Genomic DNA, 20,737 nt, shown 5'->3' with positions numbered 1-20,737 from the left:
AATTGCCCCATTGCCTGCCACCAAGAGTGCTTTGTTATGCCGACGCCCCACGTTGAAACCGTGAAAATCGACGAGCTGGACTGCTGGCGCATCCGCCACAACGGTGCCGAACTGATGGTGGCCCAACAGGGCGCGCATATCTTCAGTTACCAGCGCGCCGGCGAGCAGCCGATGATCTGGCCGAACCCTGAAGCGGTGTTCAAAAAGGGCAAGGGCATCCGTACCGGCGTACCGGTGTGCTGGCCTTGGTTTGGCGTATTCGACCGCAACCCGCAAAGCGTGAAGGCGATGCGCCAGAGCGGTCAGCCGGCCGGCGCCCATGGTTTCGTGCGTACAGCGCTGTGGACGTTGGCCGCGAGCAAGCTTGAAGGTGAAGCGTTGCGGGTGGATCTGGTGCTACCCGTCCCGGCAGGCGGCTTTCCTGGCTGGCCCCATCAGGTCGACCTCAAACTGAGCCTGTTGCTGGACGACCAGTTGCACATCCACCTCACCAGCCACAACCGTGGCACCGACACCGTAACCCTCAGCCAGGCGCTGCACACCTACTTCGCCGTCAGCGATGTACGCAATGTGCAGGTCGAAGGGCTGGACGGGCGTGCCTATATCGATACCGCAGACAATTGGGCCGAGAAGACACAATCCGGCCCGCTGCACTTCACCGCCGAGACTGATCGCATCTACCTCGACACGCCGTCACAGTTGAACATCGTCGACAAGGACTGGCAGCGCCGCATTCAGCTCACTGCCGAGGGTTCGAAGTCGACGGTGATCTGGAACCCCTGGACCGAACGCGCCAAGGCGTTTGACGACATGGCCGATGATGGCTGGCCAGGCATGCTGTGCATCGAGACGGCGAATGTGCTGGATGATGTGGTGGTGCTGGCACCGGGGCAAAGCCACACGCTGGCGGTCAGTATCACTGCAGCCTCGTTGTAATCTTCCTCGCGGGCACCCCGTTGATGGATGCAGGTCCGGCGCACTGCCCTTTGGTGCGGCGGATCGCTGCATCATTTATGTAGAGCCTCAAGTCTAAGCAGCCTCGTTATGGTGCAAAAAACGCATCTGACAAAGGCCCCTTCGATGACTCCTTCTCTCCTGGAAGTAACGCAACAGCCTCCCGCTCACGCCGCCCAACTCATGGTCAAGTGGAACGACGCAGTAACAGAGATCCTCCGCGCCCAACCTTCACTGACCTTTTGCGCCAATCAGCTCGTCCTGGAGGCGCTCGCCAAATCCCTTGATAAGCACCCCACCGAACACCTCTACCTGAAAAATCCTGAGGACTCCCTGATTGATTCGCCCAGCGCAAACGACAGGACGCTGCAAACCCTGGCGCAGGACGCGCTCCATCAATGTCGGATTCCGGCGTATTACCACCAGCGCAGTGACTTCTATCTCTATAAAAACGGCGCATTTCTGCGACTGGGTGACGCGGGCCAGATAGCAATCAGAACCCTGATGAATCAGTTGCTGGGGGTTGAGTACTACCTCAATGACCTCAACCAGTTCTGGCGTTCCAATCACAGTGCAACCCAACAACCCCGTAGTACCTATATCGCTCAAGCCCTCGCGTTTCTGATCCAGTGCGAGGCGTCATTGCGATTCGAAACGGCGTCCCTTGACCCCGCCAGTGTCGCGTTGGTCCGGCAACTGGGCACAGCCGCCCTGCCCGGCACCCTGAACCTCTTTCACCTCAACCTGCAAGACACCACAGGACCCGATGAACTGGCGCTGGTCGGTGCGTTCGCCCTGTGCACCTGGCCACTGGATGAACGCCGAACCTCCAACCCCACGGTGCTCTACCTGCCGAGGCAAGGCCTGATCGGGTTCACCAGCCCCACGGCGCTGAAGACACATATCACCCGGTTGTTTAAAACAGAGCCTGGGCGTGAACAGCTGCTGGTCAGCCTTGCTCATCGCCACCACCCGGCGTTTACAAGCCTGGCGCCACGGGCCAACAAAGATGCGCGGGTCAATCTGGTGCCGGTCACTGGCGTGAAGCATTTTTTCCAGCATCAAGTTGGCCTGTTGCTCAGCAAGCAACGTCAGGATATCGAGTACCACTGGGCCGTTCATCGCGACGCCCCGGAGGGCGTGGTGAAAAAAATCGACCAGGCGGCCAGCCTGTTTGCACTGCTGGATTTCAGCCGGTCCATCACGCAGCATGCCCGGCCGCTCTTGATCACCCGCGCACAACAAAGGGGGGCGGCGGTTACGGCCCAGCAGCAGTTGATGCAAACACAGGCCGACCGACTGATTGACTTCCCTGGCCTTCTGGCCCAGTTGAACAGCCTCCAGGCGGGGGCTACGCAGCAACCACTGGCAGATGCGTTCTTTACGCCTCATCGCCAATCACCGCTGTTCAAGGCATGCACGCGGGCTGTGGAGGTGTTGAATAAACTCGAGGATGACAGCGACTTTGCAGACTGGATGCGCCAACGGTCCAGCCCAGCCGAGATCGACTGGTCGCCCCTGCGGGTATTGGAAAAGCTCGTCAATAACCAGCCAGCGCTGGCGGACTCGCTGCTGACCCGCTTTACCGTTCAGGGCGTGCTGCTGCCCCTGAGCACGGTGCCGATCTATTGGCGCAACGATGTCAACGTCTTGATAGCGGCGCGACGGGACGTCGGTGACGGCATTCGCGCAGACGGCACCGTTCGGCTTGATCTTGCACTCAAGTTCTATGCAGTTCCCATCGCAGCGGATAATCCGCTGCAACAGATGATTGAGCGACTTCAGGAACACGCCGCCTCTCTGTCGCTGGACCTGGGTGCAGGCGAACTGCCTTTTGATCAGCTCATGGATGAACAAGACGATGCCAACCTGCAACGACGGATCAACCAGCAACTCATCACTGGCAACGGTTCGATGTTCAAGCAGTTGACCCTGCACTTTCTGACACCCCAACGCGAAGCCCAGGCGCTGAAGACCCCCACAGTTGTGCTCGAACAATGGTTCAAGACGCGCCAATGCCTTGAGTTCGGCAATCAATTGGTCAAAACATTGGACTGGTACACCGCCGAGGGTGAGAACCCACCGGAGAAAGTGCTGCGCAACCTGGTCTGGCGCACGCTTTGGCTGAATTTTGAACGCCCAAAAGGCAAAGCTCGCACGACCGTCGCCGGAGAAGAAATAGCCACCCCCCTGCACTGGGGCTACAACTACAGCTACATTCATCGACAACTTGAGCAGTCCCTGAGCCACAACTGCCAGCTCACTCCTGGCGGTATCCAATTGGCCAAGCGCCTGCTGCAAAAGGCTTCCGCCTCGGAGGTTTGGGTAAGGGACATTCCTGACGACCTGCATTACGCCAGCTCCATCGCCTGGGTGAATTTCAAGGCAGCCGTGGCGCTTGCACACGCCATTACACCCGGCTCAGCTCAACACATGACCTTCCCACAACTGCTCGGCTTACTGGCTACGACAAGCGACAACACGACGCCCGAGCAAACACTGGTGATCGCGCTGGCCCGGCTGGGACCCACGCTGGAATGGGCCAAGGCCAACGGCGTACTGACGAGCGAAAGCCATGAACACACGCCTGAACAAGCCCAACTGGCTGTAGAAGCCTTGGAGGAGCACGAACAAGAGATAATCCAGGCAACGACAACCATTTCCCAAGCGCCCCCTGGCCGCTGGCGCTTCACCTCAGACGAAGCGTTCGAGCGGGGATTCAGTGATTACCTGAGCGGCGCCAAATCGGCTTACCAAACCTTTATCCGAGCGTTGCTGCCCAACCTGCCACTGCCTGACCGCAGCGCGATCGAAAACGGCGAGGTCACGCTGTACGCCCTGCGCCAGGAACTGCAACACGTGACGGTTGAGCGCGAAACCCCACAGAACATCGCGGCCGCACGGGGACGTCACGGCTTTATCATCCAGGCCCGGGATAAGCACCGCACCACTTACTATGAGGTGTTCCCTCGCGCGGCAGTGATCCGTGCGCGTCCAGACATTCAAACACTGACGGTCAATGGCAAGGTTTCCGTGGAATCCACCGGCGGCTCAAGCCACTCGGGCAAGGCAGCCTTTCGCCGCGCAACGTCTATGCCCTTCGATTGGGCCGCGTATCAACAGGGCCAGCGCCCGCGCGAAACGGTGTCCAGCCTGTTGATTGCCGAGCCCATCGGTCAGGTGTTGCCAGCCACTGCGCCAGTCCCTTCGGAGTACCTGCGGGCCGCACAAACATTGACTTCGGCGCGCAGTCGACAACTGGCCGCCATCGTTGCCGATGCGTTGTTTCACACGGACGAGTCCCAACTCAAATTGTCCGCCCAACGCAACACCTCAGCGCTTGAGGCGGCACACGAAACCATTAACGACTTCAGCTTCTACGCCAAGATGCTGGTGCCTTTCTGGGGCGGGATAGAGGACATCGCCTCGGGCGACCCACAACGCGTGGAAAGCGGCGCGTTGTCGCTCTTCACCGACGTGCTCTCCTTCGCCGCCCCCATCGGTAAATACGTTGGCGGTTCGGCGCGCCTGGTTGCACAAGCCGGGAGGATCAGTTTTCAGGCGGCGCTGCCGAGATTCGCGACCCTCACCAAAACGTTTTTGCTCGCTTCCCTCAAAGAACTCAACCCGCTGGAAGCCGTACCGTCCTTGCTCAAGATCGGCGGCTTGAGTGCGCTGCGGCTCAGCGTTGCAGCCGCACGCCAGGTGGACGCAGGCCTGGCGTTGTTCAGGAAGACCCTCGTCAAACCATTGTTCATGCCCTCTGGCCGAACGCTACAGCCGGTCGACCCGCAAACCTGGAAACCCCTTGAGACGCAGGACAGTCTGTTTACCGTGGCAGGCATCGACCACGTGCCTATGCGCAGCGTCGGCACCGATCTGTTGCCGGAGTACCGCCTGATTGATCCGCTGACCAACCAAGCGTTCGGGCCGCGGTACATCCCGTTTGGCGAAGAGGGGCTGCAACGTATCCCGGACCTCGACGGCTACATCGCGCACGTTCCGTATGAACAGAGCGTGGAATTCAGCCGCCGGGCCAACGGTGTCTACGATGGCAAGAATCAGCAGAGTTATGTCCGTTCCCGCGGCCAATGGTATGGGGTCGAAACGCGCCACGGCCTCGCAGGCGACACGAAGTTCTATATCGTTCACCCGCACAACAAGACACGTCCTGCGCACCGCATCGTCAACAAGGACGGAGTGTGGACGCCGGTCGGCGAAAGTGGGCATGCCGGGGGGAAAAGGCTGGAGGAGCTTAAAAAAGCCAAAGCTGAACGGGATGCGCACTATCAACAAGCATACGAGACAATGGACACCGCGACACACCTGCTGGATCAGGCCACCCAATCGACCGAATTCAATACGATAAACCTGCTGTTCGACAAATCGTTCCTACACCAGGAAGCCGTCCAGGAACTGGGCCTGGTACACGCAAGGCACACCGAGTTGCGAATCTTCGACCCCAAGGATTTCGCCACGACACCGGACTTTGGCAGATCACGGTTGAGCGATGCCATTGATGTGGCAAACAACCTCAGCCCGCGTTATTCGGCAGTCGTTGATGATCTGGAGGGCTATCTGGAGGCTCAGCAAAAAAGCCTTCAGCGGGTGAAAGAGACTGGCGCATTCCAGGGGCAAGACACACTCATCCTTAAACCGCTCAACGACTTTCTCGACGCTAAACGCAGCGCCGTTAACACCATTATTGAACAGACCAAGGCGTTGAAGTCTTTACTGGACGCCGAACTGGAACGGATGCTGGACACCCTGGAAAAACTCCCAGCGCCGAAAGCCGGACCATCGCCCGTCACCCCGCCTGCGCCTGGCACGTCGAAACTGTCCACCCAACCTACGCCGAAAAATCGTATTCCCATACTGATCGCCGGCGACCAGCCCCGCACCACTAAAACCGTGCTTGCCAAACCCAGGACCGAGAACAGCGACGTTGCCGACATCCTAGACAGCGAGGATCAGCGCATCGCCACCTATATCAAGTCTGGCGAGGACAAGCTGTGGATCAAATCGACCATTCAGGTTAAAGAGCCCAGTGCACCAGCCTCTTCCAGCCAGACGAACCTGACTCAGGAGCTGAACGCCGCCACCAAGAAAATGCAGGACGTGCTAGAGGAACAGGATGACCTCATCGTGTTTTACAGGAACAAAGCATCGGCCGAACCCGCGGGTGTCGAAGACCGTATCAGGCTGGGCGCAGCCAAGCTCAATCAAGGCGCCGATGACCTTGAGGCAGCCTGCATCTCCGTCATCAATGAGACAGCTCGACAGGGTCTACTGGCGCAAGTACGGCATTTTAGGGAACACGCGACCCGCTTGAACACAATGGCCAAACTGCTGCGTCTGGACCTCGTTATCAAGCAAGCGCCCGATGCCAATGCCTTGGAGTTCTTGCACAGCCAGCCCGGGGTTCTAAGCACCCGCAAAACCCTTGACCGGGTCGCCGGCACCCGACAATCAAAAAAACCTGGTACCGAAAAATGGATCAAGGTTCCGGACTTTCTGGATGAGTTCGAGATCCATGCCAAAGGCAAGTTGTGGGCCTACGCGCACCTGCACTATGAGCAGGCGTCCCATAGCGTCCCTGCCAAATCCCATCTCAAGACGCCGGCACAGCGGGCGTTAGGGGCAACCGCCCAAGTCGAGGCCGCTCGCCAGGGCCGACGATTGGATATTCATCGCGCAGAGATCTATTGGCCACAAGCCAAGCGGGTGTTTTATCCCGATCCAGGGCGTTAAAGATCCGACTCCTTGACCACCCGTACCTTGCCGGCATCCAACGCGTAGGCGGCGTCCGCCAGGTCGTTGTTGACCTTTTCGACCTTGAGGGTGCCGGTCACCCACAACGGCGTGTAGATATCATCCAGCTTCAAGCCCTTGGGGTAGCGCACCAGCACCAGCTGATTGGGCGGTGGCGGCGGCACGTGGATGCACGCGCCTGGGTACGGCACGAGGAAGAACAAGGTGCTGCGACCCTTGGCGTCGGTTTCCAACGGCACCGGGTAACCGCCGATACGGATGTTCTTGTCATTCATGGCTGCGACGGTCTTGGTCGAATACATCACCGCCGGCAACCCCTTGCTCTGCTTCAAGCCACCTTTATCGGTAAAGGTGCCCTGGGCTTCGGGGGAGTTGTGGTCGATCTCGGGCATGGCTTCGAGGGCTTTCTGGTCGGAAAGCGGCATCAGGTCGAGCCAGTCGGTTTCCGGCGGTTCACCGGCGTGCGCCAGGCCAGGGCTCAGCAAAAGGAACATCAACAAAAGACGGCGCATGGAGAAGCTCGGCAAGTACAGGTGCCGAGCATTCTAGCCCCCTGCGCCTGCGCAGCGCAGAGGACTTTGTCGGCAGATTACTTCTTTTTGATCAGGCCGTAGATCACCAGCAGGATGATCGCGCCAACCAGGGCACCGATGAAGCCTGCACCTTGGCCTGCCTGGTAGATACCCAGCGCCTGACCACCGTAGGTCGCGGCCAGGGAGCCGGCGATACCCAGCAGGATGGTCATGATCCAACCCATGCTGTCGTCGCCTGGTTTCAGGAAACGCGCCAGCAGGCCGACGATCAAGCCGATAAAGATGGTTCCGATGATACCCATGGCATTTCCCTCTGATTGAAGTGAGCTATGCCAAAGCCTAGTCAGGCTTTGGCATCCTGCAATCAGAGAGACGACGGTCACCAATGGTTCCCGTCGGACTTGCCTTATTGCTCGGCGATCAGCGCTTCAACCTTGAGGATCTGCGCTTCCAATGTCGCGCGGTCCTTGCAGCGCAGGTTGGCGTGGCCGACCTTGCGCCCAGCCTTGAAGGCCTTGCCATAGTGATGCAGGTGGCAGTCATCGATGGCGATGACTTTTTCCACCGCCGGCACCGTGCCGATGAAGTTGAGCATCGCGCTCTCGCCAACCTTGGCCGTGGAGCCCAGCGGCAAGCCCGCGACCGCCCGCAGGTGGTTTTCGAACTGGCTGCACTCGGCGCCTTCGGTGGTCCAGTGCCCGGAGTTGTGCACGCGCGGAGCAATTTCGTTGGCCTTGAGGCCACCGTCGACTTCAAAGAACTCGAACGCCATCACGCCGACGTAATCCAGTTGCTTGAGCACACGGCTGGAATAATCTTCCGCCAGGGCCTGCAACGGGTGGTCGGTACTGGCGACGGACAGCTTGAGGATGCCGCTGTCGTGGGTGTTGTGCACCAACGGGTAGAAGCGGGTTTCGCCATCACGGGCACGCACGGCGATCAGCGAGACTTCGCCGGTGAACGGCACGAAGCCTTCCAGCAAGCAGGCGACGCTGCCCAGTTCGGCAAAGGTGCCGACCACATCAGCGGCGGTGCGCAGGACTTTCTGGCCCTTGCCGTCGTAACCCAGGGTGCGGGTTTTCAGCACGGCCGGCAGGCCGATGCTGGCGACGGCAGCATCCAGGTCCGCCTGGGACTGGATGTCGGCGAAGGCCGGGGTTGGAATGCCCAGGTCCTTGAACATGCTTTTCTCGAACCAGCGGTCGCGGGCGATGCGCAAGGCTTCGGCGCTCGGGTACACCGGCACGAACTGCGAGAGGAAGGCCACGGTTTCAGCCGGCACGCTTTCGAACTCGAAGGTCACCAGGTCAACTTCGTCAGCCAGTTGGCGCAGGTGGTCCGGGTCGCTGTAGTCAGCCCGCAGGTGTTCACCCAACGCAGCTGCGCAAGCGTCCGGCGCCGGATCCAGGAAAGCGAAGTTCATCCCCAGCGGGGTTCCCGCCAAGGCCAGCATGCGGCCCAATTGGCCGCCACCGATTACACCGATTTTCATCGTCAACAACCTCAGGCGATGCGTGGGTCTGGATTGTCCAGCACGCTGTCTGTCTGCTCAGCACGGAATTTTTTCAGCACCGCGTGGAACTGCGGGTGCTTGGCGCCCAGGATACTGGCGGACAGCAGGGCGGCGTTGATCGCGCCGGCCTTGCCGATCGCCAGGGTCGCCACCGGAATGCCGGCCGGCATCTGCACGATGGACAACAGCGAATCCACGCCCGAGAGCATCGCCGATTGCACCGGCACGCCGAGAACCGGCAGGTGGGTCTTGGCCGCACACATGCCTGGCAGGTGCGCTGCACCGCCGGCACCGGCGATGATCACCTCGATGCCACGGGATTCTGCTTCATCGGCATACTGGAACAGCAAATCCGGGGTGCGGTGGGCAGAGACCACTTTCACTTCATACGGAATGCCGAGTTTTTCCAGCATATCGGCGGTGTGGCTAAGGGTGGACCAATCGGACTTGGAGCCCATGATCACGCCAACCAATGCACTCATCGTCGTGCCTCTTCTCTCTGGGCGCCCGCAGGCGCGTCAAAAAACAACAAGCCACGCGGGAAATCCGGCGTGGCTTGTTGTACGAATTAAGGCCGGTTGGACCGGCCGAAGGCCGCGCAGTATACCGTAATAATCGAGATAAACAGCCCCTTGGATGACCATCTGTCTAGCGGTGCAAACCGGCGGTTTTATTGACTCTGAGGTCAGCGATCCCCCGCCGGATTCTGCGCTGCTCCACCTTCCAGTTTTCGCCACAGCAACCGCACATTCGCCTTACGGACCAAGGCACAGCGATACAGGCGGATTTCCAGCGGCACATGCCATTGCGGCCCGCCGCACACCACCAACTCACCTCGGGCCAACTCCGCCCGCACGCTCAGTTGCGGCACCCAGGCGATACCCAAGCCTTCCAGAGCCATGCTCTTGAGGCTGTCAGCCATGGCGGTTTCATACACCGTGGTAAAGCGCAGTGCACGTTGACGCAACAGCAAGTGCACGGAGCGGCCGAGAAAAGCACCCGCGCTGTAGGCCAAAAGCGGCACGCTGCCCTCGCCTTCCAGGTCAAACAACGGCTTGCCATCGGCATCCGCCGCACACACCGGGAGCATTTCGGTGTTGCCCAAGTGCAGGGAGGGGAAGATTTCCGAGTCCATCTGCATCGCCGCATCCGGGTCGTAGAATGCCAGCATCAAGTCGCAACCGCCCTCGCGCAGGGCATGCACCGCGTCGCCGACGTTGGTGGCGACCAGCCGCGTGGCGATGTTCAGGCCTTCGTTGCGCAACTGTGCGATCCAGCGCGGGAAGAAGCCCAGCGCCAGGGAGTGCGCCGCCGCGACTTGCATGACTTCGCCCTGCCCGCCTTCCAGGTGATGCAAATGGCGCAGCACTTCACCGAGCTGTTCGACCACCGTGCGCGCAGTCACCAGGAACAACTGCCCCGCCGCCGTGAGTTCCACCGGTGTGCGCGAGCGGTTGACCAGGGTCAGCCCCAACGCCGCTTCCAGGCTGCGGATCCGTCGGCTGAACGCCGGCTGGGTGACAAAACGTCGCTCCGCCGCCTGGGAAAAGCTGCGGGTGGCCGCCAGCGCGCTGAAGTCTTCCAGCCATTTGCTCTCAAGGTTCATCACTTCCTCCCACGGGTACGCACCATTTTGGCACACACGCCCGTCATCATAGCCGGGTCACACCTGCATTATGCCGTTTGCGCATAGGCCAGTGTTTAACAGCATTGGCCCAAAAACTTCCACAAGCCTAGCATTCGCAGCGTTCCGGCCAGTTCCGGGTCCCTATCGAGATGATTTCCGTCATGTCCTCTGCTGCATCATTCCGTACCGAAAAAGACCTGCTTGGCGTACTCGAAGTACCGGCTCAAGCGTATTACGGCATCCAGACCCTGCGAGCGGTGAACAACTTCCGTCTCTCGGGCGTTCCGATTTCGCATTACCCGAAATTGGTGGTCGGTCTGGCAATGGTCAAGCAAGCGGCGGCTGACGCCAACCGCGAGCTGGGTCAGCTCAGCGAAGCCAAGCACGCTGCCATCAGCGAAGCCTGTGCCCGTCTGATCCGCGGCGATTTCCACGAAGAGTTCGTGGTGGACATGATTCAAGGCGGCGCCGGCACTTCAACCAACATGAATGCCAACGAAGTCATCGCCAACATCGCGTTGGAGGCCATGGGCCACAACAAGGGCGAGTACCAGTACCTGCACCCGAACAACGACGTGAACATGGCGCAGTCGACCAACGACGCCTACCCGACCGCGATCCGCCTGGGTCTGCTGCTGGGCCATGACGCGCTGCTGGCCAGCCTCGACAGCCTGATCCAGGCCTTCGCCGCCAAAGGCGTCGAATTCGGCCACGTGCTGAAAATGGGCCGCACCCAATTGCAAGACGCCGTGCCGATGACCCTCGGCCAGGAATTCCGCGCCTTCGCCACCACCCTGAGCGAAGACCTGGCCCGCCTGAAAACCCTGGCGCCAGAGCTGTTGACCGAAGTGAACCTGGGCGGCACCGCCATCGGCACCGGCATCAACGCCGACCCGCGCTATCAGGCACTGGCCGTGCAACGCCTGGCCACTATCAGCGGACAGCCGCTGGTGCCGGCCGCCGACCTGATCGAAGCTACCTCCGACATGGGCGCCTTCGTGCTGTTCTCCGGCATGCTCAAGCGTACCGCCGTAAAGCTGTCGAAGATCTGCAACGACCTGCGCCTGCTGTCCAGCGGCCCACGTACCGGGATCAACGAGATCAACCTGCCGGCCCGTCAGCCAGGCAGCTCGATCATGCCCGGCAAGGTCAACCCAGTGATCCCGGAAGCCGTGAACCAGGTGGCATTCCAAGTGATCGGCAACGACCTGGCCCTGACCATGGCAGCCGAAGGCGGCCAACTGCAACTGAACGTGATGGAGCCGCTGATCGCCTTCAAGATCTTCGATTCGATCCGCCTGCTGCAACGCGCCATGGACATGCTGCGCGAGCACTGCATCGTCGGCATCACCGCCAACGAAGCGCGCTGCCGCGAACTGGTCGAGCACTCCATCGGCCTGGTCACTGCACTGAACCCGTACATCGGCTATGAGAACGCCACCCGCATCGCCCGTATCGCTCTTGAAAGCGGCCGTGGCGTGCTGGAATTGGTGCGTGAAGAAGGCTTGCTCGACGACGCCATGCTCGACGACATCCTGCGTCCCGAAAACATGATTGCCCCACGCTTGGTTCCCCTGAAGGCCTAAGCGTTTGTTGCACCGCTCACCAGGTTGAGGGACTAGACACCTCTCACCTTTTGAGGGCCTGAAGGCTCGTTCTTCAGGCCCTTTTTTTTGCCTCAAGGTTGTGAAATGACGCCCATAAAAAATCCAATATCGCCCTGCATGCCCACCTCAGTGCTGAAACCTTTAATCGCCCCGTGCAGACGGATCACGCGCTCCTAGGTATAGTGCCGCCCCTCTTCGCGTCTGCGGCCGTCGGTAACGAGGCCCGGATACAGCGCGAAACCGCATGAATAACAACCCGCAAAAGGATTGGGGTCGAACTGCCGCGCACTGCCTGGTGCCATGCGGCGTGGTCGGACCGTCCTGCGTTTGCCATTAGAAAAATCAGCGAGGAACACTCCATGCTCGAAGTCATCAACGACTTCCTCTCAGGGAAAGTACTGATCGTGCTCATTGTCGGGCTCGGCGGTTATTTCACGATTCGCTCGCGTTTCGTTCAACTGCGTCACTTTTTCCACATGTTCTCGGTGTTCAAAGACAGCCTGAAGAGCAGCTCCGACCAACTCAGCTCGTTCCAGGCGCTGATGCTCAGCCTGGCTGGCCGCGTGGGTGCCGGTAACATCGCCGGCGTCGGCATTGCCGTGACCCTGGGTGGCCCCGGTGCCGTGTTCTGGATGTGGGTCACCGCGCTGGTAGGCATGTCGTCGAGCTTCATCGAGTGCTCCCTCGGCCAGTTGTACAAGCGCACTGACGCAGAAGGCACCTACCGTGGTGGTCCGGCGTATTACATTCAGCACGGCTTGCAGAAGCGCTGGCTGGGTATGGTCATGGCCTTCCTGTTGCTGGTGACCTTCGGTTTTGCCTTCAACGGCCTGCAAGCCCACGCCGTGACCCACTCGCTGAACAACGCTTTCGGCCTGGACACCACCTACACCGGCCTCGCGCTGGCTGTGCTGTTGGGCCTGGTGTTCATCGGCGGGATCAAGCGTATTGCGTCGATTGCCGACCTGCTGGTACCAGTCAAGACCCTGGTCTACATCGCCGTGACCCTGTACGTGATCGTGCTGCAATTCGACCACGTGCCGGCCATGCTCGCGACCATCGTCAAGAGCGCCTTCGGCCTCGACCAAGCCTTCGGTGGCCTGGTGGGCAGTGCGATCATCATGGGCGTGAAGCGCGGCGTGTTCGCCAACGAAGCTGGTCTGGGCAGTGCGCCTAACGTGGCGGCGGTGGCTTCTGTAGAGCACCCGATTGCCCAGGGCGTGGTCCAGGCGTTCAGCGTGTTCCTCGACACCTTCGTGATCTGCACCTGTACCGCGCTGCTGATCCTGCTCTCCGGTTTCTACACCCCAGGCTTTGAAGGCGACGGCATTGCCCTGACCCAGAACTCCCTGGCCGCTGTAGTCGGTGACTGGGGCCGCATGTTCATCTCCGTGGCCCTGGCGTTGTTCGTGTTCACCTCGATCATGTACAACTACTACCTCGGCGAGAGCAACCTGCGCTTCCTGGTGGGCAACAACCGCAAGGTGCTGATGGGCTACCGCGCGCTGGTGCTGGTGCTGATTTTCTGGGGTTCCATCGAGAACCTGAGCACCGTGTTCGCCTTCGCCGACATCACCATGACCCTGCTCGCGTTCGTCAACCTGTTCGCCCTGGCGTTCCTGTTCAAGATCGCCATGCGCATCCTGAACGACTACGACAACCAGCGCGCGGCAGGCATCAAGACGCCGGTGTTCGACTCCAGCCAGTTCCCTGACCTGGACCTGGACCGCAAGGCCTGGCCGGCCAATCCGGCAAAACCGGATGCAGCGCCATCCGCTGAACTGAACGCTCAAGCCCAGCGCTGAGTGTAGGTAGATGACACGCCGCACGACCTTGGGCATGCTCGGGGCCGTGCGGCGTTTTTCGTTCAGGAGAAAATTCGATGTCCCCATCTAGCAACGTCATGGTGCTCTACACCGGCGGCACCATTGGCATGCAGGCCAGCGCCAATGGCCTGGCCCCGGCCTCCGGTTTCGAAGCGCGTATGCGTGAGCAGCTCGGCAATCAAGCGCTACCCGCCTGGCGCTTCCAGGAAATGGCCCCGCTGATCGACAGCGCCAACATGACTCCCGCCTACTGGCAGCGCCTGCGCACCGCCGTGGTCGAGGCCGTTGATAAGGGCTGCGATGGCGTACTGATCCTGCACGGCACCGACACCCTGGCCTACAGCGCGGCGGCCATGAGCTTCCAGCTGCTGGGCCTGCCGGCGCCGGTGGTGTTCACCGGCTCCATGCTGCCAGCCGGCGTGCCCGACAGCGATGCCTGGGAAAACGTCAGTGGCGCGTTGCAGGCGTTGGGCGTAGGCCTGGCGCCGGGTGTGCACCTGTACTTCCACGGCGCAATGATGGCGCCCACCCGCTGCGCGAAAATCCGCAGCTTCGGCCGCAACCCGTTCGCGGCGTTGAACCGCCAGGGCGGCGCTGACCCTGTCGATGCCATTCCACACGCCCTGAATTACCGTCAGCCCAAAGCTCTGGCTTACGTCGGCGTGCTGCCGTTGGTGCCGGGCATCGGCGCGGCCCAACTGGACGCAGTGATCGGCAGCGGCATCCAGGCGCTGATCCTCGAATGCTTCGGCAGCGGCACCGGGCCGAGCGACAACCCGCAGTTCCTCGCCAGCCTGCAACACGCGCAGGACAACGGGATCGTGGTGGTGGCCATCACCCAGTGCCATGAAGGCGGCGTTGAGTTGGATGTCTACGAGGCCGGTAGCCGCCTGCGTGGCGTCGGTGTGTTGTCCGGTGGCGGCATGACCCGTGAAGCGGCATTCGGCAAGCTCAACGCACTGCTCGGCGCCGGGCTCGACAGCCAGGAAGTGCGCCGCCTGGTGGAACTGGACCTGTGCGGAGAACTGCGCTGAATAGCCGGCCTACATAAGCACCACCGCGCCTGGCATAGGGCTTTCTAGCATGGCAACACCCCAGACCTCTCCTGGGGCTGTTGCCATTCTTTCGCCTGTCAGGACGCGCCATGACCACACCCTCGTCAACCTATTCCCACCAAACCCTCACCGATACGCTCGTCACGCAAATGTCCACCGGACCGGCGTTTCGCGAAGTGGCCGCCACGCTGCTGCGCGAGCAATTGAAGGACTTGTACCCCACCCTCGACATCGACCCGAACGTGACCATGGTGGGCGCCCCGCTCTGGGGCATTGACGATGGCCACGTCGTACCCGTCGACCGCCACTACCAGGCGCTTACCGATATCCTCGCGGCCCAGGCGGTGCTGGCAGTGCCCGCGCTGTATATCGAAGGTGAACACTTCCTGACCCAACTGCCGATCATTGAGCCGGCGGTGCACTTACCAGTGCGCATCCTCGACATCGCTGGCCTCATCAACATGCTGGCACCGGTGATGTTGCGCGCTTATCAACAGGCGCAGATGGAGTACTGGAACGCTTCGGAGGCCGATAGCGGGCCGCGCTGGCACGCGTTGTCCACAACGCTGCGTGATTTCTGGAATGTACAGCAGGCCGGCGGTTTGAGTGACGACGAATGCGAAATGGCACGCCAGTTATACCGCACGCCGGACTACGCACAACGCAGCCTCAACGACCCACAGGCCGTGAAGGCCTATGTGATTGATATCGACCGGATCGACGACGACGGCAAGGTCACTCACCTGGATGAGCATCTGATCAGCGTCTTGATCAGCGAGCGAAACGGCCATGAGGTGATCCTCACCCATTCACTGCTCGGGAGTTTCAAGAAATACACCAACCTTGAGCAACTGGGCCAGGACCTGCCACAACTATTGAGCAGCGCATTGGGGGGGATGAAAGTGCAGTGGCGCCTGGTGGAACCCGGCGGCGATTTTTTCGACTACCTGGCCTGTGCCTTCATCAGCCTTCAGATCATGGCCATTGGCAGTATCAGCTTTTCTGACCTGCGTGAGCCGGGCGCTTCCCAGCAAAGCCTGACACAAGCGCCAACGCCTCAAGCCACGCTCAGTGAGTCCGACTTGCAGCCGTATGTGGATGCCCTGCCCGACTGGCTGACCGAGGCCTCCGCCTCGGACCAGGACGCCTTCTCACGCCATCTCAAGGACCTCGCAACCCTACACAGCTTGAATCGGGGAAAGCGCTATCAAGACGACCTGAGCCCGATCCAGCAATACACCCTGGACCAACTCAACGCCGAGATGCTCAAGGACCACCCCGAAGCCTCGACGCAGTGGCTGGATAACCTTGATATCGTGGTGCGCAGCCCCGTGATCTGGGGCTTGTTCCCGGTGCCCGGACAGTTCGACACCACCCAATTCAGCCTGACCGAGTTGGCCTTGCAGAACCTGATCGCATTGCCCCAGGGCGTCAAAACCCTGCGCCAGCGTAACCCGCAGACACTGCCTGACTGGCTGACCCTCGATTACCTGGAAAGCCTGATCAGCCGTGTCGACATCGGCAACACCTACCCGGCCCAGGTCAAGACAGTACTGTTAGACGATCCCCTGGAATCTGCGCGCCGGCAGTTGCTCTACACCCAGCATTTGCGCATTCAACTGCCGCTGCTGGCCCTGCAATGCAAGATCCGCGACGAAGGTGGGATCAATGAGCAGGGCTATCGCTACATCTGCGCCCTGATGCAGGCCGCCCCCGCCGATCGCGAGGTGGATGGCCAGACTATTGTCATCCGCCCGCTGGGCTTTGTACCGACCCGACGGCTAGACACCACCCCGGACGTGGTCGCCAACATGTTCGTGATCGGCCCCCAGGACATGAGCGCCGGTCCTTGCTTGCTCTATCGGCCGCTGCTCGACAAACCGCTGTCGCAATTTCCGTCACCGGACAATCTGCTCTACGCCCTGCAGCAATCGATAAGCCTGCGCGAATCGGTACTGGCCTGGCTGCCCGACCGCACCCGCGATGACTACGCCCAATTCGTGTTCCCCAACAACCTGCCCTCGCCTTGGGCGGTCGCCACGTTCGTGCTGGACCCGCTCAAGGCCTTGGCAATGAGTGGGCCGGTAAAACTGAGTCAGAACGTCGTGATCGGCGATCTATTTGCCACCCTGTACAACGCCAATGCCAACGCCCTGGTAACCCTGGCTGACCGGCAATCGGTGTCCGATACCGAGGCACGCTGGGCCACGTTCAAGCGCATAGGCTGGGCAATCTTCAACGCCGCCCTGCCGTTTCTCGGGCGCATCACGGGCACGGCGGCCTGGATCTGGCAGATCATGGAGCAACTGCAAGACGTGGTCGACGCCAAGGCACACCCCGAGCAGGCGTCGCCCTGGGCCGCCCTCGCCGACCTGCTGCTGAACATCGGCATGGCCATCACCCTGCACTGCGTTACCCATCGCTCGCCGGGCCTGGCAAACAAAGAAAAACCCTTGCCGATAGCACGTCCTCAACCGCCAACCCGGCTAAAACCGGAAATTGTCCGCAAACTCGCGACGATCAGTTCCGACACCCTGGGGCCACACGACCGTCCCCTGTATATCAGTGGCGCGGTCAACCGCACACCGACGCGACTGGCCACCGTGCTGGACAGTTTCAAAGTGACCAAACCCGACACGCTCGGCGCCGTCAACGACAAGGCAGGGGCCCATCAACATCTGTATCGCGGCGGCCAACACTGGTATGCCCCCGTGGGTACACGCTGGTTCCAGGTGCTGGTGGATGAGAACGACACCGTCTTGATTGCCGACCCCACCCGCCCCGAACGCACCGGCCCGCCCTTGATCCACAACAGCCAGGGCCAATGGTTTGTCGATACGCGCCTGCGCCTACGCGGTGGAGGCCCCAAGCTCATGACCCAGAAGGCCCGGGACCTGGCCAAGAAAAAGGCCGATGAACTGCGCGAGAAACTCAAGGCCTTCGAAAACCGCAAGAAAACCGCACAGGGCGAGTTGCAACGGGCCCGCAGTGAATTGGACGAAGGTCCCTCCACATCGGTCGATACCCTCCGGCGCACCTACATCCGGACCCTGGAGACCCAGCGCACGGAATACGAGTCAGCCCTGCAAATGCTCAAGGAGATGCACATTCACGAGCCCAGCGCCGAATACGCGCCAAAGGCCCTCAGCTACATCAAGGTCCAGACCAAAATGACCCAGGCAGCGATGGCCGAAATCCTCGTCAACTTCACGCCCAAATGGCGCACCGTGTACGAACAACTGCAACACCAGGCCAAAACCGCCCAAGCGCGTCCGGTTGAAGACTTCCGCGAAATGCGCGACCTGACCGGAAGGCTGCTGATTCAGTTGGAGTACATGCACGGCCGCTTCACAGAGCTCAAAAGCCTGGGCAAAGACGGCGCGCTGCTCTTGAGCACCCTGAAAAGCACAATGCCGGTGTATACACCTGATGACCTCAGGGCAATCCGCGTGACGCTCAACCGCAACCTGTGTCTACCCCGGTACACGTTTACCACCGAGCCCGCCGCCTGGGTGGAAATCGATCGGATCATCGACACCGCAGACATCGCCGTTCAATGCTTGCATGACACACTGAAGGAGAGCAGTGACCGCCGGCTGGACGAGCGCATTGACACCTTGAGCAACCTGATCGAGCAATTCCAGTTGATTGACGAGCGCTTGCAAGACTTTCCCGTGGAGTTCTCCGAGAACGCCATCACCGATCAGCTGCTCGAAGTGCGGGGAGAATTGACTTACCTCCAGCGGCGCGCCGTCAAAACCCTAGGGGTACTGAGTACGCAAAGAAGTTTGTTCAGAAGCCGCCCCACCCCGCCGTCGACCCCACCGCGCCCGGCGAAACAATTTATCCATACGCGTTACCATGGCCTGCTGATCGGCGAACCGCGCCTGAGCAGTGTCGGCCTGGAAACCGGTCTGGTGGATATTCGCTCACCGCTGACCAATCAGATCCTGTCCACTTACCATGAGAAAAGCAAAGGGGTTTGGGTGGTGCGCGAGCGAACCCCGCCTCCATCCAGAGAGCCGGTGGTATTGGACATACAGCTCAGTATCAACCAGGGCCAGGCATTGCTGGACGGGTTACCGACTTTTCTGGCACGGGCCAAAATCCACGCCAATCAGGCCGACCGTGCACCTTTCGGCATTGAGTACCTGTATCACCAGCATGCCCGGCAACTGGAGCAGGCCATCAGTACCATCGAACAGGCTCTGACACAGCACAACATCACCGAAATCGATGTCTTATCGACCTCTGCCAGCGGCGTGACCAAAGCCCTCGATGCAGCCCTGATCGACCTCAACCAACAGAGCAATCAGCTGGTGCAGAGAACGCTCAAAGCCTACCCGCCCACCGTGTCAGGTCTTGAATGGCTCAAACATCACAACGTGATCACGATCAAAAAGACCCAGGCTCGCCGCCGAATCAAAGGCGCCAAGCCGGATTATCTGGATGAGTACACCATCATCGACCGCGGCAATGACAAGGTGCTTTGGTACGCGCATTTTCACTACAGCACCGATTGGACGCCGGACAAAGCCTACCTGTCTGCCCGGCTGAAAACCCCGGCGGAGCACGCTCTCGGCGCTGCCGCCGATTCGACGAAAGGTCTGGACCGCAAGCAAGCCATCGCGTTCTACCGCAGCGAAATCAGCCTGGAAAAAGCCCGTGAGTTGTTTTTCGATCGGCCAAAATCCACGTCAAGTACCTGATCGCAGCATGGGCCGGCATGTAACTTGCTGCCCAACCGGTACCTCTTGGCGCCGGTCTCTCTATGCTGCATTCACACCTGACCACCCTCAACGCCGTGTCCCTGGTCCTGACTACCTTCCAGGACCAGGGCCTGGCGAGCAATGTCTTGCTGGCCGGCAGCGGCATTAGCCTGGCCGACCTGCGCCATGCCGACACACGTATCACCACCTGCCAGGAGATGCGTGTGTGCGCCAATGCCGTAGCCTTGCGCCAGGACATTGGCCTGGATCTGGGCCAGCGCATGCATGTGTCGAGCTACGGTCTGCTCGGCTACGCGCTGCTCACCAGTGCCACCTTAGGTGACGCTTTGCGCCTGGCGTTGCGCTACCCGGCGCTGTTGGGAACACTTTTCGCACTGAGCCTGGTGGAAGATGGCCAGCAGGTCTGGCTGACCGCTGGTGACTATCGGGAAGACCCTGCGCTGGCGGCGTTCAATGTGGAGTTTTGCCTGGTGTCGCTGAAGGTGATCTGCGATGACTTGCTCGGCTGCGCGTTACCCCTGCATGAGGCACGCTTCGACTACCGGGCGCCGGTTTACCAAGCCCGTTACGCCGAGCGCTTCGACTGTCCGTTGCGTTTCGACGCCCCGGCCAATGGCTTTGCCTTCGATCAGGAGTGGCTTGCACGCCCCCTGCCCCTGGCCGACGCCATCACCCATCGGGCCATGGCCGAACGCTGCCGCAAACAAAACTCCGAGTTCACCGGACGTCAGGCCTGGCTCAATCGCGTACGCCAATTGCTGGCCGACCAACTGCACGCCGCGCCAGGCCTGGATGGCCTGGCGGCGCAGATGAACTGTTCGGCGCGTACATTGCGTCGGCACTTACAGGCCTTGGGTTGCAGCTATCAGCAATTACTTGACGAGTTGCGCTTTGAGCAAGCCAAGCAATGGCTGGCACAAGACCAGATGCCGATTCACAAGATCGCCGAACAACTGGGCTTTAGCGAAACCGCCAGTTTTCGCCACGCATTTGTGCGTTGGAGTGGTGTGGCGCCCAGCCTTATGCGCCATTAACGGGCGATTTACGGTCAAAGCCAATGGCCATATTTATCCCCTTCTGGCCGCTCCTGCCGTTCTCATGATCGCGGTGTGACGCAACA

General features: G+C 60.6%; 12 protein-coding genes. 7 read left to right on the top strand and 5 right to left on the bottom strand.

Annotated features, from left to right (window positions below; translation table 11 throughout):
• The first annotated feature begins 36 nt into the window (after positions 1–36).
• Positions 37–936, top strand: a complete 900-nt coding sequence (locus tag H096_RS05945) for a D-hexose-6-phosphate mutarotase (RefSeq protein ID WP_033897269.1) — start codon at positions 37–39, stop codon at positions 934–936.
• Positions 937–1,080: 144 nt separating this feature from the next.
• Positions 1,081–6,705, top strand: a complete 5,625-nt coding sequence (locus H096_RS05940) for a hypothetical protein (protein WP_156717470.1) — start codon at positions 1,081–1,083, stop codon at positions 6,703–6,705.
• Here H096_RS05940 and H096_RS05935 read toward each other — a convergent pair.
• From H096_RS05935 to H096_RS05915, 5 genes are all read right to left on the bottom strand, one after another.
• Positions 6,702–7,238 (bottom strand): DUF3299 domain-containing protein, encoded by a 537-nt coding sequence (locus tag H096_RS05935; protein ID WP_033897267.1) that lies wholly within the window; start codon positions 7,236–7,238, stop codon positions 6,702–6,704. The genes H096_RS05940 and H096_RS05935 overlap by 4 nt on opposite strands.
• Before the next feature lie 77 nt (positions 7,239–7,315).
• A complete protein-coding gene (locus H096_RS05930; protein WP_016978642.1) occupies positions 7,316–7,561 on the bottom strand; it encodes a GlsB/YeaQ/YmgE family stress response membrane protein in 246 nt (81 codons plus the stop codon).
• A gap of 104 nt (positions 7,562–7,665) precedes the next feature.
• On the bottom strand, positions 7,666–8,751 hold the full coding sequence (locus tag H096_RS05925; protein WP_028618517.1) for a 5-(carboxyamino)imidazole ribonucleotide synthase: 1,086 nt from the start codon (positions 8,749–8,751) through the stop codon (positions 7,666–7,668).
• An 11-nt stretch (positions 8,752–8,762) separates the two neighbouring features.
• Positions 8,763–9,254, bottom strand: coding sequence for a 5-(carboxyamino)imidazole ribonucleotide mutase (gene purE, locus H096_RS05920; RefSeq protein WP_003176980.1), 492 nt, complete (start codon positions 9,252–9,254; stop codon positions 8,763–8,765).
• A 203-nt stretch (positions 9,255–9,457) separates the two neighbouring features.
• The gene (locus H096_RS05915) at positions 9,458–10,378 is read right to left on the bottom strand and encodes a LysR substrate-binding domain-containing protein (RefSeq protein ID WP_033897266.1); all 921 of its coding nucleotides are present in this window, start codon (positions 10,376–10,378) and stop codon (positions 9,458–9,460) included.
• A gap of 182 nt (positions 10,379–10,560) precedes the next feature.
• Here H096_RS05915 and aspA point away from each other — a divergent pair, with 182 nt between their 5' ends.
• The 5 genes from aspA (at position 10,561) to H096_RS05890 (ending at position 20,651) form a co-directional block, all read left to right on the top strand.
• Positions 10,561–11,985: an aspartate ammonia-lyase gene (gene aspA, locus H096_RS05910; protein ID WP_028618519.1), complete on the top strand. Its 1,425-nt coding sequence runs from the start codon at positions 10,561–10,563 to the stop codon at positions 11,983–11,985.
• A 380-nt stretch (positions 11,986–12,365) separates the two neighbouring features.
• On the top strand, positions 12,366–13,811 hold the full coding sequence (locus H096_RS05905) for an alanine/glycine:cation symporter family protein (RefSeq protein WP_033897265.1): 1,446 nt from the start codon (positions 12,366–12,368) through the stop codon (positions 13,809–13,811).
• Between the two features lie 77 nt (positions 13,812–13,888).
• Positions 13,889–14,866 carry an asparaginase gene (locus H096_RS05900; RefSeq protein ID WP_033897264.1) on the top strand — a complete coding sequence of 326 codons (978 nt, stop codon included), beginning with the start codon at positions 13,889–13,891 and terminating at the stop codon, positions 14,864–14,866.
• A gap of 110 nt (positions 14,867–14,976) precedes the next feature.
• Complete coding sequence (locus H096_RS05895; RefSeq protein ID WP_033897263.1) at positions 14,977–19,596, top strand: DUF6543 domain-containing protein; 4,620 nt, start codon at positions 14,977–14,979, stop codon at positions 19,594–19,596.
• Positions 19,597–19,658: 62 nt separating this feature from the next.
• Positions 19,659–20,651, top strand: a complete 993-nt coding sequence (locus tag H096_RS05890) for an AraC family transcriptional regulator (RefSeq protein WP_033897262.1) — start codon at positions 19,659–19,661, stop codon at positions 20,649–20,651.
• Positions 20,652–20,737 lie beyond the last annotated feature (86 nt).

The organism is Pseudomonas sp. FH1 (assembly GCF_000510895.2).
Lineage (GTDB): Bacteria > Pseudomonadota > Gammaproteobacteria > Pseudomonadales > Pseudomonadaceae > Aquipseudomonas > Aquipseudomonas azotoformans_A.
This window is presented reverse-complemented; position numbering and strand designations above follow the sequence as displayed.

What these genes read in the sequence shown, in the direction of transcription:
- H096_RS05945 (WP_033897269.1), top strand. Translation starts at nt 37, where the DNA reads ATGCCGACGCCCCACGTTGAAACCGTGAAAATCGACGAGCTGGACTGC.
- H096_RS05890 (WP_033897262.1), top strand. Translation starts at nt 19,659, where the DNA reads ATGCTGCATTCACACCTGACCACCCTCAACGCCGTGTCCCTGGTCCTG.
- H096_RS05915 (WP_033897266.1), bottom strand. Translation starts at nt 10,378, where the DNA reads ATGAACCTTGAGAGCAAATGGCTGGAAGACTTCAGCGCGCTGGCGGCC.
- purE (WP_003176980.1), bottom strand. Translation starts at nt 9,254, where the DNA reads ATGAGTGCATTGGTTGGCGTGATCATGGGCTCCAAGTCCGATTGGTCC.
- H096_RS05925 (WP_028618517.1), bottom strand. Translation starts at nt 8,751, where the DNA reads ATGAAAATCGGTGTAATCGGTGGCGGCCAATTGGGCCGCATGCTGGCC.
- H096_RS05940 (WP_156717470.1), top strand. Translation starts at nt 1,081, where the DNA reads ATGACTCCTTCTCTCCTGGAAGTAACGCAACAGCCTCCCGCTCACGCC.
- H096_RS05935 (WP_033897267.1), bottom strand. Translation starts at nt 7,238, where the DNA reads ATGCGCCGTCTTTTGTTGATGTTCCTTTTGCTGAGCCCTGGCCTGGCG.
- H096_RS05905 (WP_033897265.1), top strand. Translation starts at nt 12,366, where the DNA reads ATGCTCGAAGTCATCAACGACTTCCTCTCAGGGAAAGTACTGATCGTG.
- H096_RS05895 (WP_033897263.1), top strand. Translation starts at nt 14,977, where the DNA reads ATGACCACACCCTCGTCAACCTATTCCCACCAAACCCTCACCGATACG.
- H096_RS05930 (WP_016978642.1), bottom strand. Translation starts at nt 7,561, where the DNA reads ATGGGTATCATCGGAACCATCTTTATCGGCTTGATCGTCGGCCTGCTG.
- aspA (WP_028618519.1), top strand. Translation starts at nt 10,561, where the DNA reads ATGTCCTCTGCTGCATCATTCCGTACCGAAAAAGACCTGCTTGGCGTA.
- H096_RS05900 (WP_033897264.1), top strand. Translation starts at nt 13,889, where the DNA reads ATGTCCCCATCTAGCAACGTCATGGTGCTCTACACCGGCGGCACCATT.